The sequence below is a fragment of the Streptomyces sp. TLI_55 genome (assembly GCF_900206255.1).
In the GTDB taxonomy this organism is placed as follows: Bacteria; Actinomycetota; Actinomycetes; order Streptomycetales; family Streptomycetaceae; genus Streptomyces; species Streptomyces aquilus.
In genome coordinates, this window is sequence record NZ_OAOJ01000001.1 from 2,091,649 (window position 1) to 2,104,924 (window position 13,276).

The 13,276-nt window shown below is 72.2% G+C and carries 16 protein-coding genes; 5 read left to right on the forward strand and 11 right to left on the reverse strand.

Annotated features, from left to right (window positions below; all coding sequences use genetic code 11):
- The first annotated feature begins 1 nt into the window (after position 1).
- Positions 2-757, forward strand: a complete 756-nt coding sequence (locus CRP56_RS09740) for an SDR family oxidoreductase (RefSeq protein ID WP_097262299.1) — start codon at positions 2-4, stop codon at positions 755-757.
- Positions 758-836: 79 nt separating this feature from the next.
- On the opposite strand, the gene amaP is transcribed toward CRP56_RS09740, so the two are convergent.
- Genes amaP through CRP56_RS09765 form a run of 5 tightly spaced genes read right to left on the reverse strand, consistent with a single transcriptional unit; the run spans position 837 to position 3,132 of the window.
- Positions 837-1,415, reverse strand: a complete 579-nt coding sequence (gene amaP / locus CRP56_RS09745; protein WP_097273881.1) for an alkaline shock response membrane anchor protein AmaP — start codon at positions 1,413-1,415, stop codon at positions 837-839.
- A gap of 5 nt (positions 1,416-1,420) precedes the next feature.
- Positions 1,421-2,068, reverse strand: a complete 648-nt coding sequence (locus CRP56_RS09750) for a DUF6286 domain-containing protein (RefSeq protein WP_097262300.1) — start codon at positions 2,066-2,068, stop codon at positions 1,421-1,423.
- On the reverse strand, positions 2,065-2,439 hold the full coding sequence (locus tag CRP56_RS09755; RefSeq protein WP_097262301.1) for an Asp23/Gls24 family envelope stress response protein: 375 nt from the start codon (positions 2,437-2,439) through the stop codon (positions 2,065-2,067). Before CRP56_RS09755 ends, CRP56_RS09750 begins: the two co-directional genes overlap by 4 nt.
- Entirely contained in the window at positions 2,436-2,636 is a 201-nt protein-coding gene (locus CRP56_RS09760) for a hypothetical protein (protein ID WP_097262302.1), read from the reverse strand. Before CRP56_RS09760 ends, CRP56_RS09755 begins: the two co-directional genes overlap by 4 nt.
- Positions 2,637-2,667: 31 nt before the next feature.
- Positions 2,668-3,132, reverse strand: a complete 465-nt coding sequence (locus CRP56_RS09765) for an Asp23/Gls24 family envelope stress response protein (protein WP_097262303.1) — start codon at positions 3,130-3,132, stop codon at positions 2,668-2,670.
- 87 nt (positions 3,133-3,219) lie between these two features.
- On the opposite strand from CRP56_RS09765, the gene CRP56_RS09770 reads away from it, so the two are divergent.
- Positions 3,220-3,900: a nucleopolyhedrovirus P10 family protein gene (locus CRP56_RS09770; RefSeq protein WP_097262304.1), complete on the forward strand. Its 681-nt coding sequence runs from the start codon at positions 3,220-3,222 to the stop codon at positions 3,898-3,900.
- A gap of 192 nt (positions 3,901-4,092) precedes the next feature.
- Here the strand turns inward: CRP56_RS09770 and CRP56_RS09775 are convergent, their stop codons facing one another.
- The 3 genes from CRP56_RS09775 to CRP56_RS09785 all read right to left on the reverse strand — a co-directional run bounded on the left by CRP56_RS09775 (position 4,093) and on the right by CRP56_RS09785 (position 7,171).
- Positions 4,093-4,887: an enoyl-CoA hydratase/isomerase family protein gene (locus CRP56_RS09775; protein ID WP_097262305.1), complete on the reverse strand. Its 795-nt coding sequence runs from the start codon at positions 4,885-4,887 to the stop codon at positions 4,093-4,095.
- A 128-nt stretch (positions 4,888-5,015) separates the two neighbouring features.
- Complete coding sequence (locus tag CRP56_RS09780) at positions 5,016-5,237, reverse strand: helix-turn-helix domain-containing protein (RefSeq protein ID WP_004002281.1); 222 nt, start codon at positions 5,235-5,237, stop codon at positions 5,016-5,018.
- A 335-nt stretch (positions 5,238-5,572) separates the two neighbouring features.
- Positions 5,573-7,171, reverse strand: a complete 1,599-nt coding sequence (locus CRP56_RS09785; protein WP_097262306.1) for an ABC-F family ATP-binding cassette domain-containing protein — start codon at positions 7,169-7,171, stop codon at positions 5,573-5,575.
- Between the two features lie 189 nt (positions 7,172-7,360).
- Here CRP56_RS09785 and ypfJ point away from each other — a divergent pair, with 189 nt between their 5' ends.
- Both ypfJ and CRP56_RS09795 read left to right on the forward strand, forming a co-directional pair.
- A complete protein-coding gene (ypfJ, locus tag CRP56_RS09790; protein WP_097262307.1) occupies positions 7,361-8,254 on the forward strand; it encodes a KPN_02809 family neutral zinc metallopeptidase in 894 nt (297 codons plus the stop codon).
- A gap of 106 nt (positions 8,255-8,360) precedes the next feature.
- Complete coding sequence (locus CRP56_RS09795; protein ID WP_097273884.1) at positions 8,361-8,774, forward strand: VOC family protein; 414 nt, start codon at positions 8,361-8,363, stop codon at positions 8,772-8,774.
- A 9-nt stretch (positions 8,775-8,783) separates the two neighbouring features.
- Here CRP56_RS09795 and CRP56_RS09800 read toward each other — a convergent pair whose 3' ends face one another.
- From CRP56_RS09800 to CRP56_RS09810, 3 genes are all read right to left on the reverse strand, one after another.
- Positions 8,784-10,193 (reverse strand): hypothetical protein, encoded by a 1,410-nt coding sequence (locus CRP56_RS09800; RefSeq protein ID WP_179850976.1) that lies wholly within the window; start codon positions 10,191-10,193, stop codon positions 8,784-8,786.
- A gap of 158 nt (positions 10,194-10,351) precedes the next feature.
- Positions 10,352-11,479 (reverse strand): alpha/beta hydrolase family protein, encoded by a 1,128-nt coding sequence (locus tag CRP56_RS09805; protein WP_097262309.1) that lies wholly within the window; start codon positions 11,477-11,479, stop codon positions 10,352-10,354.
- A 98-nt stretch (positions 11,480-11,577) separates the two neighbouring features.
- Positions 11,578-12,309, reverse strand: coding sequence for a class II aldolase/adducin family protein (locus CRP56_RS09810; RefSeq protein ID WP_097262310.1), 732 nt, complete (start codon positions 12,307-12,309; stop codon positions 11,578-11,580).
- A gap of 198 nt (positions 12,310-12,507) precedes the next feature.
- Here CRP56_RS09810 and CRP56_RS09815 point away from each other — a divergent pair, with 198 nt between their 5' ends.
- Positions 12,508-13,257 carry a lysozyme gene (locus CRP56_RS09815; RefSeq protein WP_097262311.1) on the forward strand — a complete coding sequence of 250 codons (750 nt, stop codon included), beginning with the start codon at positions 12,508-12,510 and terminating at the stop codon, positions 13,255-13,257.
- Positions 13,258-13,276 lie beyond the last annotated feature (19 nt).

Genomic DNA, 13,276 nt, shown 5'->3' on the forward strand with positions numbered 1-13,276 from the left:
CATGGATCTTGGACTGAAGGACCGGGTGTACGTCGTCACCGGGGCCACCCGCGGTCTCGGCAACGCGTCCGCACGCGAGCTGGTCGCCGACGGGGCGAAGGTGGTACTGACCGGACGGGACGAGAAGCGGGTCGCCGACGCGGCGGCCGAGCTGGGGCCGAACGCCATCGGGCTGGCCGTCGACAACGCCGACCCGGAGGCCCCGGCCCGGCTGATCGCGGCCGCGCGGGAGAGCTTCGGCGGCTTCGACGGCATCCTGATCAGCGTGGGCGGCCCGGCGCCGGGGTTCGTCGCGGACAACACGGACGAGCAGTGGACCAGCGCGTTCGAGTCGGTGTTCCTGGGTGCGGTACGGCTCGCGCGTGCCGCGGCGGAGGAACTGGAGGCCGGGGGTGTCATCGGGTTCGTGCTGTCGGGCTCGGTGCACGAGCCGATCCCGGGGCTGACCATCTCCAACGGGCTGCGGCCGGGGCTCGCCGGGTTCGCGAAATCGATCGCGGACGAGCTGGGGCCGCGCGGGATTCGTGTCGTAGGCCTGCTGCCGTCGCGTATCGACACGGATCGCGTGCGCGAGCTGGACGGGTTGTCCGCCGACCCGGAGGCGACTCGGGCCGCCAATGAGGCGCGGATTCCCTTGCGGCGGTACGGGACGCCGGAGGAGTTCGGGCGTACGGCTGCGTTCCTCTTGTCGCCGGCTGCTTCTTACTTGACCGGGATCATGGTTCCTGTTGATGGGGGGATGCGGCACGGGTTCTGAGCTGCGGGCCGGTGGGGGTTGAGCGCGCCCGCGCGGCGGAGCCGCAAATCGATACAGCCCCGCGCCCCCAAGACAAACCTCAACTCACCCTCTCTGCCCTGTGTTTGACCGCCTTCATGCGGACCTCCGAGGGCAGAGACTCCAGGCCCGCCGAGTTCCTCGCGTGCGTCAGGGCCTCAGCCGTCACGTGAGTCAGCGCCGTCCCGGGGTCCACGTGCGGTTCCAGCAGGAGCCGTACGCGGGTCTCCGGGGCGTCGCGCCGGCCCGTCAGATGCACGTGGGCCTGGGAGACGCCGTCCAGCCGCGTGGCCTCGTCGGCCAGTACGCCCTCCAGCGCCCGGCCGCGCAGCAGCGCGCCCTCGCCGTCGCCGGTGTTGATCAGGACCTCGGTGAGGCGGTGCCGGCGCAGGTTCGCGACCAGCCACCACAGGGCGAGCAGCACGAGGAGCGCGAGCACGCCGAGGACCGTCGGCCACCACCAGCCCGCGTCCCGCCAGCGGGTGCGTTCGGCGGTGTCGAGGAGTACGTCGTGACGGCTGTCGTGGATCCACCAGGAGGGCGGGTTCGCGCCCAGCCCGACGGCCAGCACCGCGCCGCCCACGACGACCAGCACCAGCCCGATCAGGCCCAGCAGGACCCGGTTGACGACCCTGAGCACGGCCCTCACCCCTTCTTCCCGGGCCGCCGCACATGCAGCGACAGCGACGGCGGCCGGGCCAGCCCCAGTCCGCGGATCGCGTCACCGAGCACGGCGTCCAGGTCGGCGCGTACGTCGTCCAGTTCACGGAAGTGCGCGACCGCCATGACGTCGGCCTTGGTGCGGGACAGCCGGACCCGCACGGACTGCACGCCGGCGACCTCGACGGCCCGGTCGCGCAGGACCAGGGCGGCGGCCTCGCGGTACAGGCCGGCCCGTACGTCGGCGTGGGTGCGCCGCATGGGCAGGATGCCGCGCAGGCCGGGGGTGGCGGCGAGGACGATCAGCCAGAGGCCGAGGGCGGCGGCGACGCCGGCGCCGACGAGGACCCAGGCGTCGTCCAGGGGCCGCTCGGCGAGCTGGGTCGCCAGCTCGCGGCGCCAGCGCATGGCCGGCTGATGGGCGCGGACGGCCGCGATGTCGTAGAGGAAGAGTCCGGCGACGGCGAGGAGCAGCACCGCGGCGACGGCCGCGGGGACGCGCCGGGGCGACCAGAAACGGCCGGTGCCGCCGGCATCTTCCAGGACCGGTGGTGGTGCGGGGTCCGGTTCGGTCGGCTTCTCCAGAACCGGCAGTCGTTGCGTCGTGCCCTCGGAGCCCTGGGACTCGCTCATCGCGTCCTCCCCTGTGCCGCGCCGTGCGCCGGGGTCAGATGCAGCCGCTCGACCTGGACCGCGACCTCCGACACCTCCATTCCCACCAACGCGCGTACCCGCTCCACCACATGTCGACGCACCCGGGCGCAACGGGCGCCGATGTCGGTGGGGTAGCCGAGTTCGAGGTGGACGTGGACGCGCGCGGTGTCGTGGTGCACCACCACGGTGGCGTGCGCGGGCGCGGCCTCGTCCGGGACCTCCCCGATCACCTCGCGGGCCGCCTGCGAGGCGATCTTCGCCACGACCCGGTCGGCGATCCGCGTCGCACCGCGTTCGCCGGGCGGTACGACGGTCAGAGGCCTGCGCAGCTCACCGGCCTCGGCGGTCATCTGGGTCCCCGCCGGTCGCGGCGTTCGTCACGGGTACGGAAGAAGTCGCCGATCTCCAGGTCTCCCTCCATGAAGCGGCCGACGACGAACCCGATCGCGCCCAGGGCCGCCACCAGCAGAAAGGCCCCGAACCCGCCGAAGTACCCGGCGAAGCCCAGCGCCATACCGGCGATCATGCCGACCACGGCCATGCTCATGCCGCACTCCCCTCAGCCGTCCGGAGACCCTTCACTGGATCCGGGGCTCCGGCTCGTCGTCCTCTTCCTCGGGCAGTTTCACGTCGCTGACCGCGATGTTGACCTCGACGACCTCCAGGCCGGTCATCCGCTCCACCGCCGCGATGACGTTCTCCCGGACGGCCCGGGCCACGTCGGCGATCGACACGCCGTAGTCGACGACGATCTCCAGGTCGAGCGCGGTCTGCACCTCGCCGACCTCGGCCTTCACGCCGCGTGTCACGGATTTCGAGCCGCCGGGCACCCGGTCGCGGACGGCCCCGAAGGTGCGGGAGAGCCCGCTGCCCATGGCGTGCACGCCGAGGACGTCCCTTGCCGCCATCCCGGCGATCTTCTCCACGACCCCGTCGGCGATGGTGGTCCGTCCCCGGCTCGCCGGGTCACCGCCTCCTCGCCTGACGGTCTTGCGCGGCTGCGCGGCGGTCTCTGCGTCGGGAGTCTGCGTCTGCTCAGTCATCGCCGTACATCCCTTTCGATCGTCGTCCTTGAACCACCGTAAGTTGGGTTGCGCACTCGCGCGCCCGAGATGCGGCACGCTGGAGCAATGACCGACCGTTTGACACAGTCCGTACGGCATCAGCTCGGCCTCGGCAGGCTGCTGCCGCTGGGTGGCGCGCGCGACGGCGCGTGGATCGCGGAGGAGGCGGCCGAGGCGGTGCTGCGGCGTGCCGTACGGGGGGTGCGCGGCGTACGCCTGGAGTCGCTGCGGATCGCGCTCGCCGATCCGGAGACGGCGTACGAGCCCGTCGTACCGCCGCCGCCGAGCGCCCTGCCGCCGGGGCCGTTGCGGATCTCGGCGCAGTTCGCGGCGACCGCGCGGGAGCCGCTGCCGACGACGGCGGACCGGCTGCGGACGGGCCTGGCGACCGCAGCCACGGAGTTGCTGGGGCTGGCGGTGGCGGAGGTCGATCTGAAGGTGACGGCGCTGCTGGACGAGGAGCCGGAGGCCGCCGCGGTACGACCGCCCGAGCCGCCGTCGGCCGTGGTGGCCGACGATCCCGCGGCGGCCGCCGCCCTCACCGTGCCCGGCGTCGTGGGGATCACCGCCGCGCTGGGGCAGGCGGTGCGGAGCGAGGCGGCCCTGCCGCGAGGGCACGTCCGGGTGGAGGTGGCGGTCGACGCGGACCACCGGGCGCTGGACGTGGCCCGGGCGGTCCGCGAGCGGGTGGGGAGGGCGCTCCCCGGTCATCCGACGGTGACGGTGCTGGTCACCGCGGCCGGGTGACGGCGGCGGGCCAACACCGGGCCACCGCGGCCGGGTGACGATCGCAGGCCAACACCGGGCCACCGCGGCCGGGTGACGATCGCAGGCCAACACCGGGTCACCGCGGCCGGGTGACGACGTGGCCACTACCGGGTCACCGCCGTCAGGTGACGGCGTGGCCGCCGCGGGGTGGTCACGTCTGTCGGGTGGCCGTCACTCGCCGATGCCGGCCAGGTCGCGCAGGCGGCGGGCCTGTGCGGCGCGCTCGGCGGCGCGCTGTTCGTCGTAGGTGCGGTCCTGGGCGCCGCGGAGCAGCGCCTTGGTCTCGATGACGGCGTCCCGCGGCGCGGCCAGCAGGGCGCCGGCGAGGTCGCTCACGGCGTCGTCGAGCTGGTCCCGGGGGACGGCGATGTTGGCCAGGCCGGTGTTGACGGCTTCCTCGGCCAGGACGAAGCGCCCGGTGGCGCAGATCTCCAGCGCACGGGCGTAGCCGACGAGGGAGATGAGCGGGTGCGTACCCGTGAGGTCCGGGACGAGGCCCAGGCCGGTCTCGCGCATGGCGAACTGCACGTCGTCGGCGACGACGCGAAGGTCGCAGGCGAGCGCGAGCTGGAAGCCCGCCCCGATGGCATGCCCCTGGACGGCGGCGATGGACACGATGTCGCTCCGCCGCCACCAGGTGAAGCCCTCCTGGAACTCCGCGATGGCAGCGTCGAGTTCGGCGTCGCCACTGCGGGCGAGGTCGATGAACGACGGCTCGCCCTCGATCCCCTCCGGCGTGAACATCTGCCGGTCGAGCCCCGCGGAGAAGGACTTGCCCTCACCGCGCAGCACGACGACCCGGACGGAGCCCGGCACCAGCCGACCCGCCTCGGCGAGCGACCGCCACAGAGCGGGGCTCTGCGCGTTGAGCTTGGCCGGGTTGGTCAGCGTCACCGTGGCGAGGGTGTCCTCGACGGTGAGCCGTACGCCGTCCTTGTCGAGCAGGGGAACGAGTTCCTGGCCCATGGGGCGCCTCCGATGAGTGCGGTCATCCGCCGTGCCACACGGCACGGCTAAGTGACTGCACAGTAACCACCCGGACGGTCAGTCGACCGACCGGGTGGCCACCATCGAAGCCGAGGGGCCGCCCGGAATCAGGACGACGCGGCCTTCTTGCCGCGGGTCGCGCCGCCACGCCCACGAAGCGTGACGCCCGACTCGCTGAGCATCCGGTGTACGAAGCCATACGAGCGGCCGGTCTCTTCGGCCAGCGCCCGAATGCTCGCACCGGAGTCGTACTTCTTCTTCAGGTCTGCCGCGAGCTTGTCGCGCGCGGCGCCGGTCACCCGGCTGCCCTTCTTCAGAGTCTCGGCCACCCGTGCCTCCTCATGGGAAGTGCGCTCTGGTCTCCTCATGATCACCCCTCCCGGGCTTCCTGGCCACCCATTCGGCAAGGTCCGTAAGACAAGGTTGTGACGACAGGAGCGCATCCCCACATACGGAATCAGGGATTCCACGTCGGCGCGTTCGTACCGCCGAACGGGTTCATTTGTGAACGGGCAGGTCAGAGACGTGCGACGGCCGACCCCTTGTCGACAAAGGGATCGGCCGCGAAATGGATGTAGGACACACCCCGGTACGAGGAGATCTCACACAGATGATGGATCACCGGTAAGCCGAATGATCCATACGCCGTGGATCACGCATTCGATCAAGCCAGGGCGACCAGATCCGCGTAGTCGGCACCCCACAGGTCCTCGACGCCGTCCGGCAGCAGAATGATCCGCTCCGGCTGGAGCGCCTCGACGGCGCCCTCGTCGTGGGTGACGAGGACGACGGCGCCCTTGTAGGTGCGCAGCGCGCCGAGGATCTCCTCGCGGCTGGCGGGGTCGAGGTTGTTGGTGGGCTCGTCCAGGAGCAGCACGTTGGCCGACGACACCACCAGGGTGGCGAGGGCGAGCCGGGTCTTCTCACCACCGGAGAGGACACCGGCGGGCTTGTCGACGTCGTCGCCGGAGAACAGGAAGGAGCCGAGCGTCTTGCGCACCTCGACGAGGTCGAGGTCGGGGGCCGCCGAGCGCATGTTCTCCAGGACCGTGCGGTCCGGGTCGAGGGTCTCGTGCTCCTGGGCGTAGTAGCCGAGCTTGAGGCCGTGGCCGGGCACGACCGCGCCGGTGTCCGGCTGCTCGGTGCCGGCGAGCAGGCGCAGCAGGGTGGTCTTGCCCGCGCCGTTGAGGCCCAGGATGACCACGCGGGAGCCCTTGTCGATGGCCAGGTCGACGTCGGTGAAGATCTCCAGCGAGCCGTACGACTTCGACAGACCCTCCGCCATCAGCGGGGTCTTGCCGCAGGGCGCGGGCTCGGGGAAGCGCAGCTTGGCGACCTTGTCCTGCTGGCGGACCGCCTCCAGGCCGGACAGAAGCTTGTCGGCGCGCTTGGCCATGTTCTGCGCGGCGACCGTCTTGGTGGCCTTGGCGCGCATCTTGTCGGCCTGCGAGTGCAGGGCCGCGGCCTTCTTCTCGGCGTTCTGCCGCTCGCGCTTGCGCCGCTTCTCGTCGGCCTCGCGCTGCTGCTGGTAGAGCTTCCAGCCCATGTTGTAGACGTCGATCTGGGCGCGGTTGGCGTCCAGGTAGAAGACCTTGTTGACGACCGTCTCGACCAGGTCGACGTCGTGGGAGATCACGATGAAGCCGCCGCGGTAGGTCTTGAGGTAGTCGCGCAGCCAGACGATCGAGTCGGCGTCGAGGTGGTTCGTGGGCTCGTCGAGCAGCAGCGTGTCGGCGTCCGAGAACAGGATGCGGGCCAGCTCGATACGGCGGCGCTGACCGCCGGAGAGGGTGTGCAGCGGCTGGCCGAGCACCCGGTCGGGCAGGTTGAGCGCGGCGGCGATGGTGGCGGCCTCGGCCTCGGCGGCGTACCCGCCCTTGGTGAGGAACTCCGTCTCCTGGCGCTCGTACTGCCTCATCGCCTTCTCGCGGGTGGCGCCCTGGCCGTTGGCGATCCGCTGTTCGTTCTCGCGCATCTTGCGGATCAGTACGTCGAGGCCGCGCGCGGAGAGGATCCGGTCGCGGGCGAGGATGTCGAGGTCGCCGGTGCGGGGATCCTGCGGGAGGTAGCCGACCTCGCCCGAGCGGGTGATCTGGCCGGCGGCGGGGATGCCCTCGCCGGCGAGGCACTTGGTGAGGGTGGTCTTCCCCGCGCCGTTGCGGCCGACCAGGCCGATGCGGTCGCCCTTGGCGACACGGAAGGTGGCGGACTCGATGAGGACTCGGGCGCCGGCGCGCAGCTCGATACCGGTGGCGGAGATCACGGACAGACTCCAGGGCGTGTGTATGACGGTTGTGGGCGGCTGAGGACGTTCCCGCCGTCTAATGCGCGAGGAGAATGGCCATGGGCCAAGTCTAACGGGGGCGTGCAAGCACTTTTTCTGGGTGCGGGTGTTCGAGGGCCGCGGGCTGTTCCGGGTGCGGGTGCCGGAGCCCTGGATCACGATGACGGCATGCAGTTCGACGACGACGCCAAACTGGACACCTCCGAGGTCCAGGACGTGCGCGGCAGCCGCATCCCCGGAGGCCGGGCGACCGTCGGCGGGGGCATCGCCGGGCTGATCGCGCTGCTGCTGGGGCTGTTCCTGGGGGTGGGACCCGACCAGCTGGGGCTCAGCGACAGCGACGGGGGGCAGCCGGTCGCCACGGCATCCCCCTTCGCGCAGGTCCAGCAGAGCTGCCGGACCGGGCAGGACGCCAACACCCGGGACGACTGCCGGATGCTCGCGGTCGTCAACAGCGTGCAGGACTACTGGGACCAGGAGTTCGCGCGGCGCAGCGGCTCGTACTCCCGCTCCCCCACCGTCTTCTTCAGTCAGCGGGTCGGCACGGCGTGCGGGTCGGCGACCTCCGCGGTCGGGCCGTTCTACTGCCCCGGCGACCGGAAGGTCTATCTGGACCTCGGCTTCTTCGACGAGCTGCGGTCGAAGTTCGGCGCGAGCGGCGGCGCCTTCGCGCAGGCCTACGTCGTCGCGCACGAGTACGGGCATCACGTGCAGGACCTGATGGGCACGCTGAGCCGGTCCCAGGACGGGCGCACGGGCGCGGGCAGCAACGCGGTCAAGGTCGAGCTCCAGGCGGACTGCTACGCCGGGGTGTGGGCGCACCATGCGACCACCACGAAGGACGAGTCGACCGGGCGTCCCCTCATCACCAGCCTCACCGCCGCCGACATCGCCGACGGTCTGGACGCGGCGGCGGCCGTGGGCGACGACCGGATCCAGGAGCGGTTCCAGGGGCGGGTGACGCCGGAGTCGTGGACGCATGGCTCGGCGGAGCAGCGGCAGCGGTGGTTCCGGACGGGGTACGAGAGCGGGGACATGGCGCGGTGCAACACCTTCAGCTGAGCTGCCCTTTTGGGGATTCTCGCTGGTCAGGGCCCGTTGTCGGTGGTCGCTGCAAGACTGGTCGTGAGTCAGATTTCCAGCATTTGATCACGAGGGAGTGATCGGCATGGCAGGCACGAGCGGTGGGCGGCCCAGCATCTATCCGACGCTGCTGTACGCGGACGCCAAGGCGGCGATCCGGCAGCTGACGGAGGCGTTCGGGTTCACCGAGCTGTCGGTGTACGAGGGTGAGGACGGTTCGGTGCTCCACGCCGAGCTGGTGCAGGGCAACGGCGCGGTGATGGTCGGCTCCAAGGGGCGTGGCGGTCTCTTCGACGCGGCGATGAAGGACGCGGGCACGACCGGGGTGTACGTCGCCGTGGCCGACGTCGACGCACACCACCGGCACGCCGTGGAGCACGGCGCGGAGATCCTGATGCCCCCGACGGACCAGGACTACGGAGCGCGGGACTACATGGCCCGTGACGTCGAGGGCAACATCTGGAGCTTCGGGACCTATACGCCGGAGATAGGCGGCTAGGTCCCTGCCTCAGCTGCGGCCGGTGTGGACCTGGAAGGCCGCCCGGCGGACCGCCTTGGCCAGGGCGGGGTCGGGGTGGGCGGCGGCCAGGGCGACCAGGACCTGGACCGTGCGGGGGTGGCCGACGGCCCGTACCTCGTCGAGGAGCATGGGCACGGTCGGCTGCACCGCGGACTCCAGGTGCCGCACCAGCAGCGGGGCCTCGCCGTGGTCGGCGACGGCGGCCGCGGTGTCGACCCACAGCCAGGTGGCCTCCTCCCGGGTGAGCACCTCGTGGGCGTCCTCCGGGTCGTGGCCGTCGTGCTCGGCGAGCCACAGCAGGGCGTACGGCCGCAGCGTCGGCTCGTCGGCCACGGCGCGGACGTCGGGCTCGGCGGGGGCGCCGACGACCCGCAGCGCCTCGAAGGCGAGGCCGCGCAGCAGGGCGTCCTCGCCGCGGGCGGCGTCGATGAGCTCGGTGACGGCGCTGCCGACGGTGCGGGCGGCGAGCCAGGCCCGGTACTCGGCGCGGGCGGCGTTGGGGCGCAGCTGGGAGCAGCCGCGGAGCATCTCCTCGGCGCCGACCTCGATGTTGCCGGCGGGACTCTGCGCGGCGACGCAGATCTGCTCCAGCTTGACCCACACCGCCCAGCTGCCCAGCGGGGTGAGCGTGGCCTGGCCGTCGCCGTAGGTGAGGGCGCCGACGGAGGCCAGGGCGTGCAGGGCCCAGTCGAGGAGCGGTTCGAGGGGGGCGTCCTCGGTCTCCGGCGGCTGGGGCTGGGTGGCGGGGTCGGGCTGCGGTCCGTAGGGGATCTCGCAGCGTTCGGTGCGCAGCTCGGTGACGCGCTGCTCCAGGAGGTCCAGGAGCTGTTCCACGGGCACGGGGCCGGCGGAGAGCTGAAGGAAGGAGAGCACCTGAGGCATGGCCGAGACGACCTCGGCCACGGCGGCGGGCTCGTGGTCCGCGGGTTCGGGGTAGGCGAGCGACCAGGCGTCGAAGAGGGCGACCCAGCCGCGCAGGACGGCGCTGTCGTCGCGGTCCCAGGCGCGCAGGCGCCAGCCGGGGCGGGCGCTGTCGCCGTGCACCTCGACGAGGCCGGCGAGGCGGGCGGTGTCCCAGTCGGCGCGGATCTGAGCCGGGGTCAGGCCCAGGTCGGCGGCGGCCCGTTCGGCGGTCTCCTCGGCGAGGGTGGCCTTGCCGTCGGCTCGGCCGCCGTCCCGGCCGGGGCCGAGGGCGGCGTCGGCCCAGTGGGCGACGCGGGCCGCGCCGGCGAGGCCGGAGCGAGCCATTCTGGCCAACTCGGCCTGTGCCGGGGTGCCCTCCGGGGGGCGGGGTGCGGGGCGGCGCGAGCGCCGCTGGTTCATCGCTCGGGGGGCGGCGGCCAGGGGTCGCGTGCGGACGAGTCGAAGCCTGGAGTCGCGCGGGATACGGGACGTCACGGGTGCAGTCTTCCGGTTGACGGTCCGAAAACCCAAACGGAATGTGACGGCGGGCTACGGGGATGGCCAACGCACGGGTCGCGGCGAGCGGTCGGGGACCGGGATCAGGCCAGTGGTACGGCCTTAAACGGAACCTTCGCGACCGGCGGCGGACGCCGTTACATCAGCGGTGTCAGGAAACGGCGGAGCGCCTCTTCGTAGCCCGTCGGGTCGGCGTTCCACATGGCTCCGTGCGGGGCGTGCGGGACGGTGTGGAGGGCGACGAGGTTGGGGCGGGTGGCGGCGAGGCGGCGGGAGAGGGACCAGGGGGCGACGGTGTCGTCCGGGCCGTGCAGGATCAGGGTGGGCACCTTGAGCAGGTCGGGGTCGACGGCTTCGGCGAGGCGGTCGCCGTGCAGTCCGGTGCGGCCCTGGGCGGCGCGGACGGCGAGGGGCAGCAGGGCGCCCGGGGTGCGGTTGGCCGAGGCGAGGGCGCGCAGGGTGGTCTCCCAGCTGAGCACCGGGGAGTCCAGGATCAGGCCCTTGATGCGCTCGCGGACGCCGGAGTGGGCGGCGGCGCACAGGGCCATGGTGGCGCCGGTGGACCAGCCGAGCAGGACGACGTTCCGGGCGCCGTTGCGCAGGGCGTGGCGGATCGCGGCGTCCAGGTCGCGCCACTCGGTCTCGCCGAGGTGGTTGAGGCCGTCGGGCTGCCGGGGGGCGCCGAGGTCGCCGCGGTAGCCGAGGGCGAGCACCGGGAAGCGCTGGCCGACGAGGAACCGCATGACGTTCATGGCGAGTTCTCGGGTGGTGCCGAGGCCGTGGACGGCGATGACCCAGGTGTCACGGACGCCGGGCACGAACCACGCGGGCAGGGTGCCGAGTTCACCGGGGATCTCGACGTCGGCGTGGTCGAGGCCGAGGGCGGAGCGTGGGTCACCGGCGTGCAGCTGGGGGGTGAGCCACACCTTGTCGCCGGGTTCGAGGGTGCCGTGCGTGACGCGTTCGAGGCGGCGCACGACGGTGTCGGCGGAGTGGGACGCGGTGCCGAGCACGGGGCCGACGACCGCGTGGACGCCATCGCCGGCGAGGCCGTACGTACCCGGGCGCAGGGCGGCCAGGTCGCGGGTCAGGGCGATCTGGCCGGCGGCCGTGGCGTGCACGGTGAGCCGGGGTTCGCTGGGCAGGGGCCGGCCCGGGGGCGCCTTGAGAGCGGCATCGCTGGCGAGCCGCCCGGCGGCAACGCTCGCGGCTCCGGCGGCCAGGGCCACGGTGACGGCGGCGGCCGTCGCTTTGACAGTGCGCACCCGTCCAGTGTCCGGGTGGAGCGGGGCGGGGGCCAGTGGGAGGGCGGGTGAGGGTGACGCGCGGTACCGGGAGGGGGCGCGTCCATGGCCGCCGTCCGTCAGCCGCGCTGCCCGTAGCCCCGCAGCTTCTCCCCCGCCTCCGCCACCTGTTCCGGCGACAGCAGGCTCGGGGTCAGGTCCGGTACCGATGACGCCGTCAGCCACAAGCGGCACATCCACTCCAGCTGGGCGGTGCGGTCGAAGGCCTGGTCGAGGGTGTCGCCGTAGGTGATCGTGCCGTGGTTCTGGAGGAGGCAGGCGGTGCGGTCGGCGAGGGCGTGGAGCATGTTCTCGGCCAACTCCTCGGTGCCGTACGTCGCATACGGGGCAACCCGGACGGCGCCGCCGAGCGCGCCGGACATGTAGTGGACCGCGGGAAGCTCCGGCACGAGCGTGGAGACGGCCGTCGCGTGGACGGCGTGGGTGTGGACGACGGCGCGGGCGTCGGTGGCGCGGTGGACGGCGAGATGCATGGGCAGTTCGCTGGTCGGGACCAGCGTGCCGAGGACCTGCCGGCCGTCGAGGTCGACGCCGGTGATGTCGTCCGGTGTCAGCCGGTCGTACGGCACTCCCGACGGCGTGACCAGCACGGTGTCGCCGACGCGGACGGAGACGTTGCCGGAGGTGCCGACGACGAGTCCGTCGGTGACGGTGCGGCGGGCGGTGGCGACGAGCTGCTCCCAGGCGCGGGCCTCCTCCTCGCGCACACCGCGCCCCCACGGTTCGCCCACGGTTCGCGCGTCCTCCCGGGCGTCCCGTCCGTCCCGCTGCTCCTGCCGCTGCTCAGCCATGTCGCGATCCTGCCAGGCAGGGCTCCGACGCACCGCCGGGCCAGGGCACTTTAGGGCGGAGGCGCGGCGTCCGGAAGTGCGCATATACGGATACATCACCCTCTTGCGCAGCTTGGCCAGACATCACCGAACGTTCCCTGATCTTCCAGTAATCTCGCTGCCTGATTTGTCGTGCACGTCGCCATTCCGGGGGGAAATATGGCTCGTGATCGCAAACCGTCCCGCCACCGCGCCCGCGTCCTCGCGGCCTCCGTGGCCGCGCTCGCCCTCTCGGGAACCGCACTGGCCGAGTTCCCGGCCGCGGCGGCGGGCAAGCCGAAGGGGCACGACGTCTCCTCGCACCAGAAGAACGTCGACTGGCAGAGCGCGAAGGCCAAGGGCGCCAAGTTCGTGTACGTCAAGGCGACCGAGGGCCGGACCTATCTCAACCCGTACTTCGGCCAGCAGTACGACGGATCGCGCGCCGCGGGACTCCTCCGCGGCGCGTACCACTTCGCACTGCCGGACAAGTCGTCGGGCAAGGCGCAGGCGCAGTACTTCGTGAACAACGGCGGCGGCTGGAGCGCGGACGGCTGGACCCTGCCGCCGGCGCTCGACATCGAATACAACCCGTACGACGGCAAGCACCGGTGCTACGGCCTGAAGAAGGCCGCGATGGTCAGCTGGATCAAGTCCTTCAGCAACGAGATCAAGCGGCTCACCGGCCGGCGCCCGGTGATCTACACGACGGCCCACTGGTGGAACGTCTGCACCGGCGGCAGCCGCGCCTTCGCCGCCGATCACGCGCTGTGGGTGGCCCGCTACGACGCGGCGGACGCCGGATCACTGCCGAACGGATGGTCGTTCTGGACGATCTGGCAGTACGACAACAGCGGCGACCTGCCGGGTGATCAGAATCTCTTCAACGGCTCGGCGGCACAGCTGAAGAAGTTCGCCCGGGGCTCGTGACCGTGCGGCACACGGGCCG